Raw genomic sequence first — 21,017 nt, forward strand, 5'->3', positions numbered from 1 at the left:
GGTCCGTTAGTGAGGCGGCGCATGCCGGCCGCTCAGGTCGTCCGGAACCGCAGCACGCCGTCGGCAACCTCTGAGGTCAGGCGGCCCTCGACCAGCATGTAATTGACGTGGGCGACCAGTTCGCCGGCGGCAAAGCCCATCTGGTGCTCGTCCAGCACGTGCTTGTGGAACACCACCGGCACCAGTTCCTTCGAGGTCTGCGGCACTTCCCGGCAGGCTTCCGCGATCAGACGGCAGCGATCCTCGTGATGATCGGCGAGCTGCTTGATGCGGGTCTTCAACCCGTAAAACGGCACGCCGTGGCCGGGCAGCACCATCACGTCATAAGGCAGCGTGGTGGTGAGGCTCGCCAGCGAGGCCAGATATTCCCCGAGCGAGTTCTGGTCGGGCTCGACCGCCCAGACGCTGACATTGGGCGAGATCTTGCTCAGCACCTGGTCGGCTGACAGGAACAGCTTGTCGGCGGCGCAATACAGCATCACCTGGTCGAGCGCATGGCCGCCGCCGGTGATCACCTTGAAACGCCGCGTGCCGATCACGACCTCGTCGCCATGCGAGATGCGGCGGTAGGACGGCGGCAGCACCGAAACCCGCTTCAAATAGTCCTGGCCGCGGCCCAGCAATCTGTCGGTCAGGCTCTCGTCCATGCCGTGACGGCGGAAGAACAGCCGCTGCGCGTTGCGCCGCTCCTCGGTGCCGCGGTTCTGGTGATAGACCGACTGGAGATATTCGACCTGTGACATCTGCAGCGGGCAGTCGAAGCGTTCGACGATCCAGCCCGCCAGACCGACATGGTCCGGATGCGAATGGGTGACGATCAGCCGCGTGATCTTCACATGCCGGAGCGGGCCCTCGAACAGGGTGGTCCAGGCCGCGATGGTTTCCTCATTGCCGAATCCGGAATCGACCATCGCCCAGCCGTCGCCGTCGGCGAGCAGGTAGATGTTCACGTGGTTGAGGCGGAACGGCAGCTTGAGGCGGACCCAGAGCACGCCGGGCACCACCTCGACGACCTGATCGTGGCCGGGGTGGTTCTCGAAGGGGTATCGCAGTGCCTCGGCCGAGGACTGCACCGTGTCGGTTTTCGAATGCATGCTACCGGCTTAGCGGCAGAGGCGGCGCGGCGCTAGCCGAAAAAAGTGGATAGCTATCGAGCAAAATACTGGGGTTGCAAGGCTAAGCCGTCATTCCGGGGCGATGCGTCAGCATCGAACCCGGAATCTCGAGATTCCGGGTCTGGTCCTTCGGACCATCCCGGAATGACGGCGTATGTGGCTGCTACGCCGCCCGGATGTTCGACAGGAACACGTCGATTTCCTCACGCAGCACGTCGGCCTCGCGGCGCAGCGCGTCGGAGGCGGTCAACACCTGACCGGCGGCGGTTCCGGCCTGCGTCGAGGCACTGGAGACGCCGACAATATTGCTGGAGACCTCGCTGGTGCCGCCGGCGGCGTGCTGGATGTTGCGCGCGATCTCGCGCGTCGCCGCACCCTGCTCCTCGACCGCGGCCGCGATTGCCGTGGTCACCTCGTTGATCTCGCTGATCGTATTGCTGATGTTCCTGATTGCGCTGACGGCTGACGTCGTCACCGTCTGCATGCTGACGATCTGCTGGCGGATCTCGTCGGTCGCCTTTGCGGTCTGGTTGGCGAGGCTCTTCACCTCGGATGCGACCACGGCGAAGCCGCGGCCGGCGTCGCCGGCACGCGCGGCTTCGATGGTGGCGTTCAGCGCCAGCAGGTTGGTCTGCGAGGCGATGGTCTGGATCAGATCGACCACCACGCTGATCCGCGCGGCGTTGTCCGCAAGCCCCTGCATGGTCGCATCGGTCGCACCGGCGTCGTCGACCGCCTTGCGGGCGATCTCCGCCGAGGTGATGACCTGGCGGCCGATTTCCTCGATCGAGGAGGATAATTCCTCGGTGCCCGACGACACCGTCTGCACGTTGGCCGAAGTCTGCTCGGCTGCCGTCGCCACCGCACTCACCAGCGCGCTGGATTGATCGGCGGTCGCCGACATGCTCTTCGCGGTCGACTGCATCGAACTCGCGGCGGTCTGCAGGCTTTCGAGCGCGTTGCGCACGGTGCTTTCGAACTCGACGATGCGGGCTTCCATGCGGTTGGCGCGCTCGGCCTTGACGATGCGGTCCTTGTCCTGCTCGGCAGAGAGCGCACGGCTCTGGATCATGCTCTCGCGGAACACCTGCAGCGAGTCCGCCATGGCGCCGATCTCGTCCTGCTGATGGCTCTGATAGACCTCCGAATCGAGGTCGCCGCTGGACAGCACTTGCATCGAGCGCTGCAGGTTGCTGATCCGCAGCAGGATGTTGCGGCCGACATAGAGCCAGACGAACAGGATCGAGCCGATCAGCGTCATGACGCCGAGGGTGAGCATGACCATGGTCCCGAACGAAATCTCCTGGCGCGCCTGCCAGGCCGCGGCGTCGGTTTCCTTCCGCACGGCGTCGACCAGTTGCTGCACGCTGATGCCGAGGCCGACATTGAGCTTGCGGGTCTCTTCCAGGATGGTCTGACCGTAATCGTCCGCGTCGAGCTCCTGCTGGCGGACCTTGAAGACGCCGGTCTTGCCTTCGCCGAGCGCCAGCAAGTCCAGGGTTGCTTTCCGAACCACGTTCATCGCCGTGGTCTTGGGCAGCAATTCGAGATTCGCCTTCACGCGCGCCTGCGCGGTGCGGAATTCCTTACCGATGGTTTCGAGCGTGTCGCCGCTGTTGGTCGAAAGCGCGGCGATCATGTCGAACGCGATCAGATTGCCGCTGGCGGCGATGTCGCCGAGCTGGTCGGCGGCTTTGTGGCCCTTGATGGCATCGTTCTGGACGAAGAGAGGGGCGGCGTAGATGCTGTAGAGTTCAGTCTGACCGTCGATCGCCGCGGGGGCGGCGGCGGAAATGAAGCGCCTTTGCGCCTTGCGCACCGCTTCGTAGAGTTTTTCGTGTTGGGCGCCCAGTTCGAGCCGCTCGCGCGCGGCCGCGCCGAGGCTCTTGATCACGTCATCGATGTTCTTCATGTTCTCGGTGAGCGCCGCAACGACCGCCTTGTCGGCGCCGAGCTCGACGATCTCGCCAAGCTTCTGCAGCGCGACCGCCTGGGTTTCCTTCATTTTCATGGTTCGATCGTTCAGCGCAGCCTCGGTGCGTGCGGCCAGCAGTGCCGGCCCCTGGCTGGCGAGGCTCGCGCTCTGCGCCGAGAGTTGCAGACTGGCGGCGAGGCGGGGAATGTCCCGTCCGCTTAAGTCGACCATCGTCCCGCCAAGCCGCCCGAGCATCAGGCCGGCGCCGGCCGAGATGACGATCGCCATGCCGGCGATGACGGCGAAGGCGGCAAACAGACTGCCTCTGACGCCAAAACCCTTGAGACTCAATTTCGATCGTAACGCCATCTGCCCGCTGCCCCGTCTACGCTACCTTGGGATGTTTCCTCGCGCGGCAGTATCGCGATACCCGGTTAACAAGTTTGGAAAAACGAGACTTTTTTCGCCATAATTTTTGGCTGCACAGGTTTGTTGCAGCGGATTTTTTTCCGTGAACCGGAAAACGCGGACCGAAAACCAAAAAATAAAAAAGGCCGGCGTGTGAAAGCCGGCCTTCTGTAATTCGGAGTTGAAAGCGCTCAGTAGCGCGCCACCACCGGGCTGGCAAAGTTGAAGCGATAGTTGATGCCGGCCTTCAGCGTGTGGTCGTCATTGTGGAAGCTTCCGAACGGTACCAACGCGGCAGGGCTCACAAAGCGGCTGCTGCCGAAGTCGTAATACATGTACTCGCCTTTGACCGACCAGTTCGGGGCGAGCATGTATTCGACGCCGGCGCCGACGGTGTAGCCGTGGCTGTGGTTGCCATCGAGCAGGAAGGGGATCGGAGCGCCGGCCAGGGTCAGTCTCTCGCGGTTGTCGGAATAGGCGTAACCGCCTTTGACATAGAGCAGGCCCGGACCCCAGGTGTAGCCGATGCGGGCCGTGACCGAGCCGAGGCCGCGCTGATCGTTGGTGTAGACGTAGCCGCCGGGGAAGCTGGCGGAGAGGTTGTTCTTGCCGAGCCAGGAATACTGGCCCTCGGTGCCGAGCACCCAGTTCTGCGCGAATTGCCAATCGAGACCGGCCTGAACGCCGCCGAGCAGCCGGGCGCGGGAATCGCTGAGCACCGCGCCGTTGAAGTCGTGGCTGCCGCTGAAGGCACCGCCGAGATGGCCGCCGAGATAGAAGCCGGTCCAGTTGTAGAGCGGCGCCGCATAGACGGGCGGCTGTTTGTAGTAAGGGCGCGCACCGAGATCGGCGCCAAGGGCGGGCGCGGCGGCGGTGAGGGCTGCGAAGGCCACGAGGGCTGCGAGGATCTTCTTCATTGTATTGGTCTCCGAAAACCGTTCGGCGACACCCCGTGCGGGCGCCATCCGTGGCCACGCACATAGACGGCATTTATCTAAAATGCTGTCACTTGGAGGCGACAGCGGGGGCGAACCCAACCTATTGGCAGACAAACGTTTTTTGTACTTAATGAAGGCCTAATCAAAGGTTAGGAAAGGCTTAATTTTCGAAGTCCCGCAAAGCCTCCAGGCAAGCTTTGCTTAACCATCTACCCGCTCGCCGCCCGTCTCGAATCTCGTGTCCCCGCGGCGCACGCGTAGCCCTGTGGTTCTTACCCTCCCCTGGAGGGGGAGGGTCGGCTCACATGAGCGTAGCGAATGCGAGACGGGGTGGGGTGATCTCTCAACTCGGGCACTGCTGGATGTGGAGAGACCGTCACCCCGCCCCGCCGCGCGTTACACGCGCGTCGACCCTCCCCCTCCAGGGGAGGGTGAAACCGCGTGAACCACACGCGCGGCTGCGCAGCGTCCGGGGAACGCCGACGGCTAACCAATGCGGCGACGCACGTCGCTGCGCATCTGTTCGCGGAAGGCTTGCCGGCGGGCGGGGCGGTCTTTCACCGGGACGTCGTGGCGGTCGAACACGTTGAACATTTCGAGGATCGGATAGTGGTCGCTGGCCATCGCCAGGATGCGCAACAGCTCCGCCACGGGTCCGGTCGGGCCGGTGACCTCCCATCTGCGGATGGTGTCGGCGCCATCAGCGGGCGGCAGCCCGCAGAGTTTGGCCATGTCGGTCACCGACAGCGGCTGGCCAATGGCCTCACCGAGATGCTCGCGAAGTTTCTTCAATTCCGCTCCGGTCACGGGTTCTCCATGTCAAATTGGCATCTGTGAAGTACGTCACACACCGGGCCTGGCTTGGGGCGTATACGCAGCGCATTAGGTTTCCTGATGAGGAGGTAACCATGCGTCGATTACTTGAAAGCCTTACTCCTGACGCCCGCCGGATTTATTGGAAATGGGTCGGCGGCATGTTCGCCCTTTATGTCGTGCTAATGCTCACGGCTGCAGGCGTATTCGTCAGTCACGAATCTTCGCGCAAGCTGGCGCATGAACCCGCCGCGACTGTGGCAATCGACGGCCAGCAGCGGCCCATCACCGAGGTCCCGGCGTCAATCCGGCAGGCCGCGAGGTATTGAGGCCAGCTGCCGGCGTCAGACGCCGATCGCATTCCGCGCCACCACATCGCGATAAAAGGCGACACTGAGTTTCGGCGTCCGGCGCTGCGTCTCGAAGTCGACATGATACAGCCCGAAGCGCTTCCCGTAGCCGTAGATCCATTCGAAATTGTCCATCAGGCTCCAGAGGAAATAGCCGCTGATAGGCACGCCCTCTGACGTCGCGCGCTGCAACTGCCTGAGATAATTGCGCAGGTACATGATGCGATCGAGGTCGTAGACCTGGCCGTCGGCGCGAAGCTTGTCTTCCGACGAAGTGCCGTTCTCGCTGATGTAGATCGTCTTTATGTTCCAGACTTTTGCTGCCAGCCGCGGCGCCCAGTAGATCGTCTCGGGCCCCACCCGCAGCCATTCCGAATTCATGTGTGGGAACGAGGCGGGGAACGGCAGCACGCTCCAGCCCGGCGGCTTGTCGGAAGCGGCGATATAGAATTGCGGCGCGTAGATATTGAGGCCGACGAAATCGTTCGGCTGCGAAATGATCTTCAGTTCGTCGGCGGTGAATTTCGGCGCATTCTTGCCGGCGAACTGCAGGAAGCCGTCGGTGTATTTGCCCTCCAGGATGACGCCGAGCAGGCCCGAGTTCAGTTCGCGCGTCGCGATCTCGGCGGCGCGAACATTTTCCGGCGTGTCGAACGCCGGCACGCAGGCCGCAATGTTTTCGGCCGGACCCACCCTGGTGCCTGCGCGCCCATGCGCGCGGATTGCCTGCACCGCAAGACCATGCGCCAGCGCCACATGGTGGCGGACCTGATTTACTTCCGCATCCGGCAGCTTCAGGCCGGGGGCGTCGATGCCCCATCCATAACCGAAATTCACGAACCTTCCGGCTTCATTGATCGTGAAGATCGACCTGACGCGATCAGTGATACGCGCCGCCACGTGGCCGGCATAATCCCCGAATGCTTTCGACGTTTCGCTGGATCGCCAACCGCCGACCCGATCCTCGAGCGCCTGCGGCAGATCCCAGTGATAGAGCGTCGCATACGGCACGATGCCCTGCTTGAGCAGTTCGTCGATGAGGCGGTCATAGAAGTCGAGGCCCCTAGGGTTCGGCTTACCCGTTCCTTCCGGAAACACCCGCGGCCACGCGATCGAAAACCGGTAGGCCCTTGCGCCCAACTCCCTGATCAGGCCGATGTCTTCCTTGTAGCGGTGGTAGTGATCGTTGGCGAAATCGCCGGTGGTGCCGTCTTCGATCTTGCCGGGCGTGTGTGAGAATGTATCCCAGATCGAGCGGCCGCGGCCGTCTTCGCTCACCGCGCCCTCGATCTGATAGGCCGAGGTGGCGGTGCCCCACACGAAGTCTTTCGGAAAACTCGCCGCCGCGGGCCGCTCTGCTGCCGGCTGCGCCGCGGCGTCAGAGGGTTGCGCCGCCATTCCGAGCGCGGACAAGCCAGCAAGCTTCGCAAAATGCCGGCGCGAGAATTTTCCGAACATCATTGTCTCCGGTCAGCGTTCGTCGATCTGGTAGGCGGATATCCTGTCGATCTCGAATGCGACGGTCGCGGGCGACTCGCCGTCGACGAATCCGACGCCCTCGAGAGTCTTCGAGCCCATGGCGAGGTTGACGATCATATACATCGGCACGCCGAAGCCGACGGGGACCTTGATCTCGGAGACCGGCTGGCGGTCGATGAAATAGGTGATGCGATCGGGCTGCCACAGCACGCCGTAGTCGTGAAACGCGGTCGGGGCGTCCGGCACCCTGAAGTCAAACCCGCAGCGTTCCACGCGCTGCGTCTCCGGTATCCGCCAATGCGTCGTCATCACGATGTCGCCCGGCCGTTGCCCGCGGCCTTCCATGATATCGACTTCCGGCGGCCAGCCGCCGTCATCGGCGAGCATCCAGAACGCCGGCCACACGCCGATGCCGACCGGTATCTTGGCGCGGATTTCGAAATATCCATACTGCTGGGCAAACCGGCCCTGCGTCGTCAGGATGCCGGAAATATATTCATTGTCGAACAGCACGGCCTTCAGCGCCGGTGGGGTGCGGCTGGCTATGATCGAGAGTATGCCGTCCTTGACCTTGAACGGATCGAGGCCGAGCGGCATTGTTTCCAGCCCGCCATAACGCGGATCGACATAGATCTGCTGCTCGCCATTATAGGTGCTCTTGCGCCTGAAGTCGGAGCCTTCGCCGCCCCAATAGCGCGCCTCCGGCCAGGCGGGGCCGCCGGCGTAATACGACGCCCATCTTTGGTCCAGCAGGGGATGGGCGTCGAAATCATCATGGAAGGTGCGGTGCAGAGATACCGATGCGAACGATGCGGGGTTCGGTGCCTCGACGCGGCGGCATTTTTCGCCGAGGATGGCGGTCGCGACCTGCAGCGTGAGCTTGGCCGTCGCGCCGGCGAGATCGACCTGCGCGAACGCCGGGACGGCGGGAAACAGGCAGCCGATCGAGGCCAAGGCCCACAGCGTCAATCTCGCGGTTCCCGGTTCGCTTCGAGACGGCAGGAGGTCACTCACTGACGATACCCTCGATCTGACGACCCTTCGGAGCCCGACCGACATGTTCACCTGTTTGAGGTACGTAGTTATACGAGGTGGATGCTTAACGGCAAGGTAGCCAAGTCGAGGTTGATTTATGCTTGAGATGCCGATGGCGCCAAGTGCGGAGCTCGTTGTCCGGATCGCCGGCAAGATAGTTCATTATCTTTTCAGTGCTTCAATTTTGAAGGGTAGCTAGCTCAAATAGTACGGCGGACGGAAGTTCTTGGATGCTCGTCTATTTTGTCACAGACGAACCGACGAAGTTACCGGCGATTCGCGCCATGCTCGAACCGCAGCATGCCGTGGTCCCCTGGGTGCTGGGCGGCGACGGCACCGGGATCAGGTCGCATGGCGTGCTGATGGTCGACATCGACCTGCGGCAGATGCCTCGCGTCGATCAGCTCAAGTTTATCTTGCACGAGCTTGCCGGCATTCCCGAGAAGCTGTTCGTCGTTCACAACCTTTCCCGTTCGATGGTTGCGCAGGCCCATGCGCTCGGCGCGACCTCAGTGATTTCGCGCCCCAAGGAAGCCATTCTCAAGGTTGCGCAGATCGAAGCGGCGGAAGCGGCCGCGGAAGACAACGCTGCAGATCCGGCAGTGAATATGGACGAAGGTGCGGCGGCCTTCGCCTCGATGTTTTCGAATGTGCGCCATGGCAGGCCGCTGAAGCTTGCCGATGCGAAGCGTGCGACGTCGAAGATCATCACCCGCGTCGGGCAGGACGGGCTTTCGTCGTGGCTCGACGAGGTGCGTCGCTATCATGAGGGCACGTTTCAGCACTGCCTGCTTGTAACAGGTGTTGCGGTCGCCTTCGGCCTCGATGTCGGATTCTCCGACGGGGACGTCTCGCGGCTCGGAATGGCGGCGACCCTCCATGACATCGGCAAGGCGCGCATCCCGCTGTCGATCCTGGACAAGCCGGGACGCCTCGATGCCGAGGAGGAAGAGATCATCAGGCGTCATCCGGTGATCGGATATGATCTGCTCAAGGGCGTATCGGGCGTCAGTCCGGAGATCCTGGATGGCGTGAGGCATCATCATGAATATCTTGATGGCTCCGGCTATCCGGATGGACTGGCGGCCTCGCAGATTTCCGATCTGGTCCGCTTGCTGACGATCTCGGATATCTTCGCCGCGCTGGTCGAGTCCAGGCCCTACAGGCCGCCGATGTCCCGGCAGGACGCCTACCAGATCCTCTGCGGCATGGAGGGGAAGCTGGAGGCGGCGCTGGTCAAGGCGTTCCGCAAGGTCGCGCTGGGGGCGTGAACAAGCGCGGGCCTGTGATCCACGCGGAGTGATCGCGATCCCGGCTGATTCGCCGACCGCGGCAGGTAATTTCATTCGCACGCGGGTGCAATGGCACCCCACGCGACTCGCCGTTCTTCGTGTCGATGAACTGAACCTGGGTCACCCCGCGGATCAACTACCGCTTCGGCCGGGGCGCGACCCGATTGAACCTAGCACGGCGAAACTAGTCGATTGGCACGAGCCGTTCGTCCCACTGCGCCGCAAGGTGCTTGATCTGCTCGAAATTCAGGATCGCCGGTTCACCCTCGCGGACGATTGTTGTCCGTTTGCGTTCCTTGGGTAGCAATGTCATCGCGCGCGAAACTGCCGCGCGCAGTTTCATCGAGCCGTGATCTGTAAGGGTGACGAACTCTTCCGGGTCAAGGGCCATGGGTCCACGCCTACACTACCGGCTGGCCCGCAAGCCAGCACACGCGCCCCGAATGCCCAACTCTCCAGATAATCCAACTTGGTTAATAGCTAGTTATCGTTCGGCTCTGTCATTTTGAATTGGCGCGCGCGGTACACCCGTCCTTGAACCTCGACCCATGCGCCGCCCGATTTCAAATGGTTGGCCTAAAGGAGGCGGCTGCCGTCAAGCTCACAGCAGGGGTGTTCGTTCGTGCCGCACCTGCCACGGTAGCACTCAGTGAGCCATGGCAGTCGCAATGGATCAGGCTACCGCTGTCAACCTGCCATCAGCATCCGGGTTTGCGCAAAGCAGACGCTTGCGAATGGCCTCTTCAACGAGCGCGAGCACCTCCTTGGCTTGTCGCGCTTCAGCTTCAGCAACTTCGGCACGAAGCTCTACGGCCGTCAACTTATCCTCCTGAGCTTCAATAAAGGACTGGGCTTGTTCCAGCGCTCGGCACGCATGTTGCAGCTTACGTTCGGCGGTGACGATGAGTTCACGTTGTGCCCGCTCGGCGGCCTCCGCTCGCATTTCGGCAAGCCGCAATCTTTCTAAGGCGCTTGTGCAAAGCGACTGGGCACGGGCTTCGGTATCGCGTGCGTGCTTCTCCATACCGCGGAAGACATCGGCCGCTTGATATACCAGATCGAGGGCTGTTGCTCCCTTGTCCGGTGCTAGCGGTGAGGGAAAGCTCAGGATGTCCTCATCCCCTCCAACTGACGCTCTGGAAGTACGCTGCGCCATGTAGTTCAAGCTCGTCGTGAACACACACGAGCAGCATCATGAATAGCTATGGTTAACGGATGGTTAAACAGTTGTATGCCGGGAGGCGTCGCGACGGCGCCCGGCAGGGCAGTGGCACGCGAAGTCTATCAGCAACGTCCTTGAACGCGCTTTACGGACACCCCCTCCGGAGGGAAAAAATTCGACGTGAAGCATGCTTATTTCGCTGATGCGCTGCGGATGGAAATCTGTGCTGGCAATGATCATCGCGTTCTGCGCGCCCTCGCCCGAAAACTGGTTGAAAAGGGATTGGAAGGCGATCTCGCGGCACTGCGCGAGATAGGGGATCGGTTGGACGGCAAACCCGCACAGATTATCGAACGCGGCGATGTCCCAGTGGAAGCGCTGTCCGACGCTGAACTGTTCGCGATCATTCGGGGCGGATTAGGCGAGCCGGTAGATGAACCGACGCGGATGGGAGACCTAACTGGTGGTTAAGCGGTGGTTCCTTCGAAACTTTGCAAAACCGAACTTGCAAAATCGGTCACGTAAATCGCAGTTTTTTCAATAGGAAGAATGGTGCTGCCAGACAGGATTGAACTGTCGACCTCTCCATTACCAATGGAGTGCTCTACCACTGAGCTACGGCAGCATGCCCGGTACTTAAGGGAATCGGCCCAAATGGCCGCCCACTAGGCGGCCGGTTCTTGCCACAAGGGCCACTCTGGCGCAAGCACGCGGGCGGGCCGGAAAGGGCCGAAAATCGTGAAAAACCGGCGCTGAGGATCGCTACATCAGGCAATTCCACAAGTTTGGGCCTTACTCTGGTTCCCGATCTCGTCCTGAACGGCCGGACTGCGGTCGCGCAGGCCTGTCGAATACTTGTGGCGTAAGCCGCCTGGTCTCCAGCTCGCTCCAATTCTCGTGATGCCCGGCCCAATCCCGGGCATGCTGCCCTCTCAGGAGTCGACGCCCTACCAAGTCTTGGCCCTACCAGGTCTTGCGTTTTCGGATGACGTAAGGCCCATTCCTACTTTGCATGGGGTTGTTTTCGCAATTTTGAGTCCGGTGCAGCGATGCACCTACCACCGCATTCCGAGGAATTCGAGGGCATCGATCAGCTCGATCCGGCCTCGGTGAAAGAGCTGTTCGGCCATCCGCCCGATGTGCCGGGCGCACGATTGCGGTAAAACCCACCATCTTCCGGCGACGGCGTCGCCTGACGCCGTTTCGATCAAGGCGTGTTCGACGGTACTAGCGATGAAGGACAATCACGATAAGGCTGCGGGAAAGACCGGCGCGGATGTAAAGGATTCGCGGCGCGACCGGTTGAAGCTGGCGCTGCGCGAAAATCTCAAGCGGCGGAAGTCGCAGGCGCGCGGACGCAGCGATGTCGCATCTTCCGAAACGGCCGATGCCTCCCTAGATGACGCCAGCGGAGAAAAGCCTCGCCAGTAGCGCAGCGGGACATCCCGATCGCTCGCCGGGTGGCAAGGCGCGCTCTCTGCAGCGTTCTGTTTCTTTTTTAGGCGGCGACAAAATGAGTGCAGACATCACGACCGGCCCGGCGACCGGCGCCAACGCTTACGCATTTCCTCGTCACGAGCAAACCTTCCCGACGCTGACGCCGCACGAAATCGAGCGCATGCGGCGGTTCGGAGAGCTGCGAAGCTATAAAGACGGCGAAGCCCTGTTCGAGACCGGCAAGGTCGGCCCCGGCATGTTCGTGGTGTTGTCGGGCCATGTCGCGATCACCCAGCGCGATGGCCTCGGCCGCGTCACTCCCGTCATCGATCAGGGGCCGGGACAGTTTCTGGCCGAGATCGGCCAGCTCTCGGGCCGCGTTGCGCTGGTCGACGGTCATGCCGATGGCGGCGATGTCGAAGCGCTCTTGATTCCGTCCGATCGATTGCGCGCGCTTCTGGTCGCGGAAGCCGAACTCGGCGAGCGCATCATGCGCGCACTGATCCTGCGCCGGGTCAGCCTGATCCAGGGCGGCGTCGGCGGTCCGGTGCTGATCGGCCCGGCCTCGCTCGGCGACATGGCGCGGCTGCAGAATTTTCTGGGGCGTAACGGCCAGCCGCATTATGTGCTCGATCCCGCAACCGACAAGGATGCCGCCGACCTCGTCGCGCGCTATGCCACCTCGCGCGCCGATCTGCCGCTGGTCGTGATTCCTGACGGGCGGGTGCTGCGCAATCCGTCGGAGCCGGCGATCGCCTACGCGATCGGCATGATCGGCGACAACAACCATGAAAAGCTCTACGACGTCGCGGTGGTCGGCGGCGGCCCGGCGGGCCTCGCCACCGCGGTCTATGCGGCTTCCGAAGGATTGTCGGTCGCCGTGTTCGACGCGCGCGCGTTCGGTGGCCAGGCCGGCGCCAGCGCGCGGATCGAGAATTATCTCGGCTTCCCGACCGGCATTTCGGGCCAGGCGCTTGCCGGGCGCGCCTTCAACCAGGCGCAAAAATTCGGCGCCGACATGATGATCCCGGTCTCGATCCGCTCGCTCGATTGCAGCCGCACCGATGGCCTCTTTGCGCTGGCGACGGACTGCGGACAGATGATGCGCGCCAAATCCGTCGTGGTGGCGAGCGGAGCGCGTTATCGCCGGCCCGAGATCGAAAATCTTGCGAAGTTCGAGGGACGCGGGGTCTGGTACTGGGCATCGCCGATCGAGGCGAAGCTATGCGCCGGCCAGGATGTCGTGCTCGTCGGCGGCGGCAATTCTGCCGGACAAGCCGCGGTGTTCCTGTCCGGCCATGCGCGCAAGGTCTACATGATCATCCGCGGCGGCGGGCTAGGCGCCAGCATGTCGCGTTATCTGATCGAGCGCATCGAGGCGACGCCGAACATCGAACTGATGTTCAACACCGAAGTGATTGGCCTCGAAGGCGATGACGACGCGTCGCTGGCGCGTGTGCGCTGGCGCAGCCGTCTGGCGCCGGAGGAATACGCGCTCGATATCCGCAACCTGTTTCTGTTCGTCGGCGCCGATCCTGCCACCGGCTGGCTCGAGGGTTGCGGCGTCATGGTCGACCGCGGCGGCTTCGTGGTGACGGGGGCGCAATGCAAACAGCAAGACGGGCCGTCGGCGTCGCCGCTGGAAACCTCGGTGCCCGGCGTGTTCGCGGTCGGCGACGTGCGCTCCGGCTCCGTCAAGCGCGTCGGCGGCGCGATCGGCGAGGGCGCGCAGGTCGTTGCCGCGCTGCATGGCTTTCTGGCCGATAGCGCGAAGCCGGCGCTATAGGAGAAGGCGCCGTATAACGGTCCGATCCCACGCTACTGTTAGATTCAATTCATCAGCGTCGTCTCTGCTGGCATTTGTGACAAGTGTGCAAATATTTCGCGCATCATACTACTTTCGTTGCTGTGTCTTCATTCACGCACATGCCTGCATTGCCGGCGTGGCACGCGATGCGTGTGGAAATTTTTCGTGCCGCGTCGTAGCCTTTGGAAAGTTTCCAACGAAGGGGGCGCATCATGATGCTGGGGATGAGTTTGTCGACGTTGACGGTGGTCCATGTGATCATCAGCCTGATTGCCATCGTCGCGGGCCTGGTCGTGATGTTCGGAATGCTCGGCTCGAAACTTCAGCCGGGTCTCACCGCGATCTTCCTGGTGTTCACGATCCTGACCAGCGCCACCGGTTTTGTGATTCCGCCATTCTTGTTCGAAAAGACGTTGCCATCTCACATGATCGGCATTCTGTCGCTGGTGCTGCTGGCGGTCGCCTGCATTGCGCTCTACGTCACGAAGCTGTCCGGCCCATGGCGCTGGATCTACGTGCTGACCGCGCTGATCTCGCTTTATCTCAACGTGTTCGTGCTGGTGATCCAGAGCTTCCTCAAGATACCGGCGTTGACCGCACTGGCGCCGGGCAATCCGCCGTCGGGGCCCATCTTCGCGGTGGCCCAGGGCCTCGTCCTGGTGTTTTTTGTCGTCATGATCATCGGCGTGTGGCGGCGCTTCCGCCCCGCGTGAGAGCTTACTTGACCCAATCTCGTCATTCCGGGGCGCGCGCCAGCGCGAACCCGGAATCTCTTTTCACCACATCCAGATTCCGGGTCCACGCGAAGACGCGTGTCCCGGAATGACGGCGTAGCAAGAGGAGAATTCCCATGCCCACCATCACCACCAAAGACGGCGTCGACATCTTCTACAAGGACTGGGGCTCGGGTCAGCCCATCGTGTTCAGCCACGGCTGGCCGCTGTCATCAGACGACTGGGACACGCAGATGCTGTTTTTCCTGAACAACGGTTTCCGCGTGATCGCCCATGACCGGCGCGGCCATGGCCGCTCCAGCCAGGTGGCCGACGGCCACGACATGGATCATTACGCCGACGACCTCGCGGCGCTGACGGCGCATCTCGATCTGAAGGACGCCGTTCATATCGGCCATTCCACCGGCGGCGGCGAGGTGGTGCATTATATCGCCCGCCACGGCGAGAGCCGGGTGGCGAAGGCGGCGATCCTGAGCGCAGTGCCGCCACTGATGGTGCAGACGCCGGCCAATCCGGGCGGTCTTCCCAAGGAAGTCTTCGACGGACTTCAGGCGCAGCTCGCCGCGAACCGCTCGGAATTCTATCGCGCGCTGCCGTCGGGCCCGTTCTATGGCTACAACCGCCCGGGCGCCAAGCCTTCGGAAGCCATTATCCAGAACTGGTGGCGTCAGGGCATGATCGGCGGGGCCAAGGCGCATTACGACGGCGTCGTCGCCTTCTCGCAGACCGACTTCACCGAAGATCTCAAGAAGATCACCGTGCCGGTGCTGGTGATGCATGGCGACGACGACCAGATCGTTCCTTACGAAGACTCCGCGCCGCTGTCGGCGAAGCTTTTGAAGAACGGCACGCTGAAGACCTACAAGGGCTTTCCGCACGGCATGCCGACCACGGAAGCGGCCACGATCAATGCCGATCTGCTGGCGTTCATCAGGTCGTAGGCTCAGAGCGTAAGAACGTCGTTCCGGGGCGATGCGCTAGCATCGAACCCGGAACCTCGAGATTCCGGGTTCGCGCTTCGCGCGCCCCGGAATGACGGTTGCTGCGCCACCCCATCAAATCGCCGCAAATATCTTCTGCTGTGCACCCATATCTCCTGCAATTTGTGCATAGTAGAAGGGTGTCGTCATGGACCGCATTCGTATCGTCGGCGGCAGCAAGCTCAACGGCACCATTGCCATTTCAGGCGCGAAGAATGCGGCCCTGCCGCTGATGATCGCTGCCCTGCTCACGGAGGAAACGCTCATCCTCGACAACGTGCCGCGGCTTGCCGACGTCGCGCAGTTACAGCGTATTTTAGGCAATCACGGCGTCGACATCATGTCCGCGGGCAAGCGGCCCGGCGACCGGCAATACCAGGGCCAGACCCTGCACATCTCGGCGGCGAATATCATCGACACCACGGCGCCGTATGAACTGGTGTCGCGGATGCGCGCCAGCTTCTGGGTGATCGCGCCGCTGCTGGCGCGGATGCACGAAGCAAAGGTCTCGCTGCCGGGCGGCTGCGCCATCGGCACGCGGCCGGTCGATCTCCTGATCATGGCGCTGGAAAAGCTCGGCGCTGAACTCACCATCGACGGCGGCTATGTGGTGGCGAAGGCGCCCGGCGGCCTGCGCGGCGCAGCGATTGACTTTCCCAAGGTGACGGTGAGCGGCACCCATGTCGCGCTGATGGCGGCAACGCTCGCCAAGGGCACGACCATCATCAGCAACGCCGCCTGCGAACCTGAAATCGCAGATGTCGCCGATTGCCTGAACAAGATGGGCGCGCGCATCACCGGCGCGGGCACGCCTCGCATCACGGTCGAGGGCGTCGCGAAACTGCACGGTGCCCAGCATACCGTGCTGCCGGACCGGATCGAAGCCGGCACCTATGCGATGGCGGTCGCGATGACCGGCGGCGACGTGCAGCTTTCCGGCGCGCGCCCCGAGCTGCTGCAGTCGGCGCTCGACGTGCTGGTGCAAGCCGGCGCCGTCATCACCGTCAACAATGACGGCATCCGGGTCGCGCGCAATGGCGCCGGCATCCGCCCCGTGACGGTGTCGACCGCGCCGTTCCCGGGTTTCCCGACCGACCTGCAGGCGCAATTGATGGCGCTGATGGCCTGCGCCGACGGCTCCTCGCAGATCACCGAGACCATTTTCGAAAACCGCTTCATGCATGTGCAGGAACTGGCGCGGTTCGGCGCGCGGATTTCGCTGGACGGCGAAACCGCGACCATTGACGGCATCGCCAGGCTGCGCGGCGCGCCCGTGATGGCGACCGATTTGCGCGCGTCGGTCTCGCTTGTCATCGCGGGGCTTGCCGCCGAGGGCGAAACCATGGTCAACCGCATCTATCATCTGGACCGCGGTTTCGAGCGGCTGGAGGAAAAACTCTCGGCCTGCGGTGCATCGATCGAGCGCATCAGCGATTGAGTAGATCGCAGGCTAGCGAGAGATCAGCGAAAGATTATTGGGATGCCGGCGGACCCGCTGAAACTGATTGCGCTCGATGCCGACGATCTCGCCGTCATGTCGGCCCATGTCCAGGACGCCCGCGTCCAGGCGTCCGACATCGTCTGGCGGCAGGACGAAAAGCGGCTGGTGGTCGGCATGAACAGGCTCGACTGGGAGCAGACGCTGTCAGGCGGAACCGAACCGCGCCGCCTCATTGCGGCGCTGCGCTTCGACAGGGTGCTGGCCTGTAAATCGCGCAACATCGATCTGGAACAGCTAGATGCGGTGCTGGAACTGGTCGGGATCGAATTCCATCCCGGCGAGGCGCCGGGCGGCAGCGCGCTTCTGCTGTTCAGCCAGGGCGGGGCGCTGCGGCTGGACGTCGAGTGCCTGGAATGTGAGCTGACCGACCTCGGCACCGACGATCTCGGGACCAGCGACCTCACCATCGCGCCGGCAGGCCCGGAGGGGTGATTCTACCGCCGTAGGCGCCGTAGGGTGGGCAAAGCGCAGCGTGCCCACCATCTTCGACCGCCCGAGCAGAACCATACGGTGGGCTCGCTTCGCTTAGCCCACCCTACGGATTCTGTTTCTGAGGCGGCAAGGGTTGACGGCCCTTGGCCGCCGCGCCATTGAGCATGGGCCTTCGATCCTAGCCCCAGAAAGTCCCCATGCCCGTTCGCCTGGACAGAAGCAGCGCTGATTTCGACCAGCGATTCCAGCAATTCCTCGCCGCCAAGCGCGAGGTTTCGGCCGATGTCGAGCGCGCCACAAGGGCCATTGTCGATGACGTGGCCGCCCGCGGCGACGCTGCCCTGATCGAGGCGACGAAGAAATTCGACCGGCTCGAGGTCACGGCCGGCGGCTTGCGCGTGACCGCGGCCGAGATCGACGCCGCGGTAAAGGCCTGCGACGCCGGCACGATCGATGCCCTGAAATTCGCCCGCGACCGGATCGAGGCCTTTCACCAGCGGCAATTGCCGAAGGACGAGCGCTTCACGGATGCGCTCGGCGTCGAGCTCGGCTGGCGCTGGAGCGCGGTCGATGCGGTCGGGCTCTACGTGCCCGGCGGCACCGCGGCCTATCCGTCCTCGGTCTTGATGAATGCGGTGCCGGCCAGGGTCGCCGGCGTGCCGCGGGTGGTGATGGTGGTGCCGTCGCCGGGTGGCAAGCTCAATCCGCTGGTGCTGTCGGCCGCCGATCTCGGCGGCGTCTCCGAGATCTATCGCGTCGGCGGCGCGCAGGCGGTGGCGGCGCTGGCCTACGGCACGGCGACGATCGCGCCGGTCGCCAAGATCGTCGGCCCCGGCAACGCCTATGTCGCCGCCGCCAAGCGGCAGGTGTTCGGCAAGGTCGGCATCGACATGATCGCCGGCCCCTCGGAAGTGCTCGTCATCGCCGACGATACTGGCAATGCGGGCTGGATCGCCGCCGATCTGCTGGCGCAGGCCGAGCATGATGCGAGCGCGCAGTCGATCCTGATCACGGACAGCGCGGCGCTCGCCGCTGAGGTCGAACGCGCGGTGGAAGCCCAGCTTGCCACGCTGCCGCGTGCCGACATCGCGCGCGCCTCGTGGAACGATTTCGGCGCCATCATCATGGTTGAAAAACTCGACGAGGCGGTGGAGCTGGCGAATGCGATCGCCGCCGAGCACCTGGAAATCATGACCGCGGATGCGGAAGGCCTGTCGGCGAAAGTCCGCAACGCCGGTGCGATCTTCCTCGGCGCCCATACGCCGGAGGCGATCGGCGACTACGTCGGCGGCTCCAACCACGTGCTGCCGACGGCGCGTTCGGCGCGGTTTTCGTCCGGACTTGGCGTGCTAGACTTCATGAAGCGCACTTCGATTCTCAAATGCGGGCCGGACCAGTTGCGCGCGCTGGGGCCTGCCGCGATGACCTTGGGCAAAGCCGAGGGTTTAGACGCCCATTCACGCTCCGTCGGATTACGCCTCAATCTGTCATGAACAAGCCGCCGCCAGACGATGACCAGCACAACCGCATCGTCGCGGTGACGCTCGACGAGGAATCGATCGGGCGCTCCGGGCCCGATATCGAGCATGAGCGCGCGATCGCGATCTACGATTTGATCGAGCAGAACCTGTTCGCGCCGGAAGGCACAGTGCAGGGGCCGTACACGCTGCACATCGCGATTACCGGCAACCGGCTGATGTTCGACATCCGCCGCGAGGACGGCGCGCCTGTCGTGGCTCACCTGTTGTCGCTGACGCCGTTCCGGCGGATCGTGAAGGACTATTTCATGATCTGCGACAGCTACTACCAGGCGATCCGCACCGCCACGCCCGACAAGATCGAGGCGATCGACATGGGCCGTCGCGGCATCCATGACGAGGGCTCGCGCACGCTACAGGAGCGGCTGAAGGGCAAGGTGCGGATCGATTTCGAAACCGCGCGGCGGCTGTTCACGCTGATCTGCGTGCTGCACTGGAAGGGGCAGGACGCATGACGCCGAAACGTCAGAGAGAAGCCTGACCGCATGGAGGCGCCGCCCCGCGCGCGCAATCCGCAGGCCGTGCTGTTCGCATGCGGCCTGAACAGCGTCCGTTCGCCGATGGCGGCGAGCCTGTTGCAGCAGATGTTCCCGCAGGCGCTCTATGTGAAATCCGCCGGCGTCAAGAAGGGCGAACTCGATCCGTTCGCGGTCGCCGTGATGGCGGAACTCGGCCAGGATATTTCCAGCCACAAGCCCATGACATTCGAGGAATTGGACGATTGGGAGGGACTCAATTTCGATCTCATCATCACGCTGTCACCCGAGGCGCACCACAAGGCGCTGGAGCTGACGCGGACGCTTGCCGCCGATGTCGAGTATTGGCCGACGCCAGATCCGACCGGCATGGAAGGCAACCGCGAGCAGAAGCTGCAAGCCTATCGCGAAGTCTGCGACGGACTGTCGATGCGCATCCGCCGCCGATTTGCCAAAGCCGGCGCGGCGAGCGGGTAGTCACTGTCGCGGTCGTCCCTGCGACGAACGCAGGGACCCATACGCCGTGACCGTGCGAATTTAAGGAAGTGCCAGTCGCCGACTGTCGTTTCAATGACATCGGCCTGTGCTTATGGGTCCCTGCGTTCGCAGGGACAACGAAAGAATCGAAGTTCCATCAATCACTTGTTGCCCGGTTGTGGAATGGAGTGCCTTCCGATAGGTTCCCGCGCGCGCGTCCTTCCGAATCCTTTTTCCACGACAAAATCCAGCATGCTTGGCCGTCCCAAACTCGTTCTTGCTTCCGGTTCGCCGCGGCGGCTCAGCCTGCTCAACCAGGCCGGCATCGAGCCTGACGCGCTGCGCCCTGCAGATGTCGACGAGACCCCGAGGCGGGGCGAGCTGCCGCGCGCCTGTGCCAATCGGCTGGCGCGGGCCAAGGCCGATGCGGCGCTGAAATCGGTGAAGCTCGACGACGAGCTGCGCGGCGCCTTCATCCTCGCCGCCGATACGGTGGTCGCGGTCGGCCGCCGCATTCTGCCCAAGGCCAACCTGGTCGATGAAGCCGCGCAGTGCCTTCGGCTGCTGTCGGGGCGCAATCACCGCGTCTACACCGCGATCTGCCTGGTGACGCCGAAGGAGGCGTTCCGCCAGCGCCTGATCGAAACCCGCGTCCGCTTCAAGCGTTTGAGCGAGGATGACATCCAGGCTTATATCGGCTCCGGCGAATGGCGCGGCAAAGCCGGCGGCTACGCCGTGCAGGGCATCGCCGGATCGTTCGTGGTCAAGATGGTCGGTTCCTACTCTAACGTGGTCGGGCTGCCGCTCTACGAATCGGTCACGCTGCTCGGCGGGGAGGGCTTCCCGATCCGGTTCGGCTGGCTCAATGCCAGTTGACGGCCCCAAAGATGCTGGCAGGCCCAAGGATGCCGGCGGAAAGCCGCCGCCGAAACCCTGCCCGGTCTGCGGCAAGCCGGCGAATCCCGCCACACTGCCGTTCTGTTCCAGCCGCTGCCGGGACGTCGATCTGAACCGCTGGCTGTCCGACAAATACGTCATCCCCGGCCGCGACACCGACCCCGAGGACGCCGAATAATCGAGATTCCCCAGTAATTTGGTGATAGCGCTGGAGTCGGGCCGCGCCCAGCG

22 protein-coding genes and 1 tRNA gene are annotated in these 21,017 nt (G+C 63.2%); 14 read left to right on the forward strand and 9 right to left on the reverse strand.

The genetic code is table 11. The features are described from left to right. Positions 1–32 precede the first annotated feature (32 nt). From GWE18_RS23535 to GWE18_RS23550, 4 genes are all read right to left on the reverse strand, one after another. Positions 33–1,094 (reverse strand): MBL fold metallo-hydrolase, encoded by a 1,062-nt coding sequence (locus tag GWE18_RS23535; RefSeq protein WP_275188081.1) that lies wholly within the window; start codon positions 1,092–1,094, stop codon positions 33–35. Between the two features lie 184 nt (positions 1,095–1,278). Next, positions 1,279–3,399 carry a HAMP domain-containing methyl-accepting chemotaxis protein gene (locus GWE18_RS23540; RefSeq protein WP_275188082.1) on the reverse strand — a complete coding sequence of 707 codons (2,121 nt, stop codon included), beginning with the start codon at positions 3,397–3,399 and terminating at the stop codon, positions 1,279–1,281. Between the two features lie 230 nt (positions 3,400–3,629). Next, entirely contained in the window at positions 3,630–4,355 is a 726-nt protein-coding gene (locus GWE18_RS23545; RefSeq protein ID WP_275188083.1) for an outer membrane beta-barrel protein, read from the reverse strand. Positions 4,356–4,862: 507 nt separating this feature from the next. Continuing rightward, positions 4,863–5,183, reverse strand: coding sequence for a hypothetical protein (locus tag GWE18_RS23550; RefSeq protein ID WP_275188084.1), 321 nt, complete (start codon positions 5,181–5,183; stop codon positions 4,863–4,865). A gap of 101 nt (positions 5,184–5,284) precedes the next feature. Here GWE18_RS23550 and GWE18_RS23555 point away from each other — a divergent pair, with 101 nt between their 5' ends. After that, positions 5,285–5,518 carry a hypothetical protein gene (locus GWE18_RS23555; protein ID WP_156438240.1) on the forward strand — a complete coding sequence of 78 codons (234 nt, stop codon included), beginning with the start codon at positions 5,285–5,287 and terminating at the stop codon, positions 5,516–5,518. 15 nt (positions 5,519–5,533) lie between these two features. Here GWE18_RS23555 and GWE18_RS23560 read toward each other — a convergent pair whose 3' ends face one another. Continuing rightward, the gene (locus GWE18_RS23560) at positions 5,534–6,997 is read right to left on the reverse strand and encodes a GH1 family beta-glucosidase (protein ID WP_275188085.1); all 1,464 of its coding nucleotides are present in this window, start codon (positions 6,995–6,997) and stop codon (positions 5,534–5,536) included. A gap of 12 nt (positions 6,998–7,009) precedes the next feature. Beyond that, positions 7,010–7,954, reverse strand: coding sequence for a glycoside hydrolase family 16 protein (locus tag GWE18_RS23565; RefSeq protein ID WP_275188157.1), 945 nt, complete (start codon positions 7,952–7,954; stop codon positions 7,010–7,012). Positions 7,955–8,283: 329 nt separating this feature from the next. On the opposite strand from GWE18_RS23565, the gene GWE18_RS23570 reads away from it, so the two are divergent. Next, on the forward strand, positions 8,284–9,324 hold the full coding sequence (locus tag GWE18_RS23570; protein ID WP_275188086.1) for an HD domain-containing phosphohydrolase: 1,041 nt from the start codon (positions 8,284–8,286) through the stop codon (positions 9,322–9,324). Between the two features lie 205 nt (positions 9,325–9,529). On the opposite strand, the gene GWE18_RS23575 is transcribed toward GWE18_RS23570, so the two are convergent. Next, positions 9,530–9,736, reverse strand: a complete 207-nt coding sequence (locus GWE18_RS23575; protein ID WP_275188087.1) for a hypothetical protein — start codon at positions 9,734–9,736, stop codon at positions 9,530–9,532. Positions 9,737–10,018: 282 nt separating this feature from the next. After that, the gene (locus GWE18_RS23580; protein WP_275188088.1) at positions 10,019–10,501 is read right to left on the reverse strand and encodes a hypothetical protein; all 483 of its coding nucleotides are present in this window, start codon (positions 10,499–10,501) and stop codon (positions 10,019–10,021) included. Between the two features lie 186 nt (positions 10,502–10,687). Here GWE18_RS23580 and GWE18_RS23585 point away from each other — a divergent pair, with 186 nt between their 5' ends. Further along, positions 10,688–10,978: a hypothetical protein gene (locus GWE18_RS23585; RefSeq protein WP_275188089.1), complete on the forward strand. Its 291-nt coding sequence runs from the start codon at positions 10,688–10,690 to the stop codon at positions 10,976–10,978. 79 nt (positions 10,979–11,057) lie between these two features. Here the strand turns inward: GWE18_RS23585 and GWE18_RS23590 are convergent. Continuing rightward, a tRNA-Thr gene (locus GWE18_RS23590) sits at positions 11,058–11,132 on the reverse strand. A gap of 608 nt (positions 11,133–11,740) precedes the next feature. On the opposite strand from GWE18_RS23590, the gene GWE18_RS23595 reads away from it, so the two are divergent. The 11 genes from GWE18_RS23595 to yacG all read left to right on the forward strand — a co-directional run bounded on the left by GWE18_RS23595 (position 11,741) and on the right by yacG (position 20,964). Further along, on the forward strand, positions 11,741–11,938 hold the full coding sequence (locus tag GWE18_RS23595; protein WP_275188090.1) for a hypothetical protein: 198 nt from the start codon (positions 11,741–11,743) through the stop codon (positions 11,936–11,938). Between the two features lie 82 nt (positions 11,939–12,020). Then, positions 12,021–13,730, forward strand: a complete 1,710-nt coding sequence (locus GWE18_RS23600; RefSeq protein ID WP_275188091.1) for an FAD-dependent oxidoreductase — start codon at positions 12,021–12,023, stop codon at positions 13,728–13,730. Between the two features lie 233 nt (positions 13,731–13,963). Continuing rightward, the gene (locus GWE18_RS23605) at positions 13,964–14,464 is read left to right on the forward strand and encodes a hypothetical protein (RefSeq protein ID WP_275188092.1); all 501 of its coding nucleotides are present in this window, start codon (positions 13,964–13,966) and stop codon (positions 14,462–14,464) included. Between the two features lie 137 nt (positions 14,465–14,601). Beyond that, positions 14,602–15,426, forward strand: coding sequence for an alpha/beta hydrolase (locus GWE18_RS23610; RefSeq protein WP_275188093.1), 825 nt, complete (start codon positions 14,602–14,604; stop codon positions 15,424–15,426). 187 nt (positions 15,427–15,613) lie between these two features. Further along, entirely contained in the window at positions 15,614–16,903 is a 1,290-nt protein-coding gene (gene murA / locus GWE18_RS23615; protein WP_275188094.1) for a UDP-N-acetylglucosamine 1-carboxyvinyltransferase, read from the forward strand. A gap of 42 nt (positions 16,904–16,945) precedes the next feature. After that, positions 16,946–17,398: a DUF2948 family protein gene (locus tag GWE18_RS23620; protein ID WP_275188095.1), complete on the forward strand. Its 453-nt coding sequence runs from the start codon at positions 16,946–16,948 to the stop codon at positions 17,396–17,398. A 197-nt stretch (positions 17,399–17,595) separates the two neighbouring features. Further along, positions 17,596–18,891: a histidinol dehydrogenase gene (hisD, locus tag GWE18_RS23625; protein ID WP_275188096.1), complete on the forward strand. Its 1,296-nt coding sequence runs from the start codon at positions 17,596–17,598 to the stop codon at positions 18,889–18,891. Next, positions 18,888–19,391, forward strand: a complete 504-nt coding sequence (locus GWE18_RS23630) for a UPF0262 family protein (RefSeq protein ID WP_057850113.1) — start codon at positions 18,888–18,890, stop codon at positions 19,389–19,391. Before hisD ends, GWE18_RS23630 begins: the two co-directional genes overlap by 4 nt. A 30-nt stretch (positions 19,392–19,421) precedes the next feature. Further along, a complete protein-coding gene (locus GWE18_RS23635) occupies positions 19,422–19,889 on the forward strand; it encodes a low molecular weight phosphatase family protein (protein ID WP_275188097.1) in 468 nt (155 codons plus the stop codon). Between the two features lie 252 nt (positions 19,890–20,141). Then, positions 20,142–20,765, forward strand: coding sequence for a Maf-like protein (locus GWE18_RS23640; RefSeq protein WP_275188098.1), 624 nt, complete (start codon positions 20,142–20,144; stop codon positions 20,763–20,765). Further along, positions 20,755–20,964, forward strand: a complete 210-nt coding sequence (yacG, locus tag GWE18_RS23645; protein WP_275188099.1) for a DNA gyrase inhibitor YacG — start codon at positions 20,755–20,757, stop codon at positions 20,962–20,964. Before GWE18_RS23640 ends, yacG begins: the two co-directional genes overlap by 11 nt. Positions 20,965–21,017: the final 53 nt, after the last annotated feature.

The organism is Bradyrhizobium sp. CSA112, from assembly GCF_029051645.1.
In the GTDB taxonomy this organism is placed as follows: Bacteria; Pseudomonadota; Alphaproteobacteria; order Rhizobiales; family Xanthobacteraceae; genus Bradyrhizobium.

Coding starts and splice junctions, on each gene's coding strand:
- GWE18_RS23535 (WP_275188081.1), bottom strand. CDS start 1,094: ATGCATTCGAAAACCGACACGGTGCAGTCCTCGGCCGAGGCACTGCGA.
- GWE18_RS23540 (WP_275188082.1), bottom strand. CDS start 3,399: ATGGCGTTACGATCGAAATTGAGTCTCAAGGGTTTTGGCGTCAGAGGC.
- GWE18_RS23545 (WP_275188083.1), bottom strand. CDS start 4,355: ATGAAGAAGATCCTCGCAGCCCTCGTGGCCTTCGCAGCCCTCACCGCC.
- GWE18_RS23555 (WP_156438240.1), top strand. CDS start 5,285: ATGCGTCGATTACTTGAAAGCCTTACTCCTGACGCCCGCCGGATTTAT.
- GWE18_RS23560 (WP_275188085.1), bottom strand. CDS start 6,997: ATGTTCGGAAAATTCTCGCGCCGGCATTTTGCGAAGCTTGCTGGCTTG.
- GWE18_RS23570 (WP_275188086.1), top strand. CDS start 8,284: ATGCTCGTCTATTTTGTCACAGACGAACCGACGAAGTTACCGGCGATT.
- GWE18_RS23575 (WP_275188087.1), bottom strand. CDS start 9,736: ATGGCCCTTGACCCGGAAGAGTTCGTCACCCTTACAGATCACGGCTCG.
- GWE18_RS23580 (WP_275188088.1), bottom strand. CDS start 10,501: ATGGCGCAGCGTACTTCCAGAGCGTCAGTTGGAGGGGATGAGGACATC.
- GWE18_RS23595 (WP_275188090.1), top strand. CDS start 11,741: ATGAAGGACAATCACGATAAGGCTGCGGGAAAGACCGGCGCGGATGTA.
- GWE18_RS23600 (WP_275188091.1), top strand. CDS start 12,021: ATGAGTGCAGACATCACGACCGGCCCGGCGACCGGCGCCAACGCTTAC.
- GWE18_RS23605 (WP_275188092.1), top strand. CDS start 13,964: ATGATGCTGGGGATGAGTTTGTCGACGTTGACGGTGGTCCATGTGATC.
- GWE18_RS23610 (WP_275188093.1), top strand. CDS start 14,602: ATGCCCACCATCACCACCAAAGACGGCGTCGACATCTTCTACAAGGAC.
- murA (WP_275188094.1), top strand. CDS start 15,614: ATGGACCGCATTCGTATCGTCGGCGGCAGCAAGCTCAACGGCACCATT.
- GWE18_RS23620 (WP_275188095.1), top strand. CDS start 16,946: ATGCCGGCGGACCCGCTGAAACTGATTGCGCTCGATGCCGACGATCTC.
- hisD (WP_275188096.1), top strand. CDS start 17,596: ATGCCCGTTCGCCTGGACAGAAGCAGCGCTGATTTCGACCAGCGATTC.
- GWE18_RS23630 (WP_057850113.1), top strand. CDS start 18,888: ATGAACAAGCCGCCGCCAGACGATGACCAGCACAACCGCATCGTCGCG.
- GWE18_RS23635 (WP_275188097.1), top strand. CDS start 19,422: ATGGAGGCGCCGCCCCGCGCGCGCAATCCGCAGGCCGTGCTGTTCGCA.
- GWE18_RS23640 (WP_275188098.1), top strand. CDS start 20,142: ATGCTTGGCCGTCCCAAACTCGTTCTTGCTTCCGGTTCGCCGCGGCGG.
- yacG (WP_275188099.1), top strand. CDS start 20,755: ATGCCAGTTGACGGCCCCAAAGATGCTGGCAGGCCCAAGGATGCCGGC.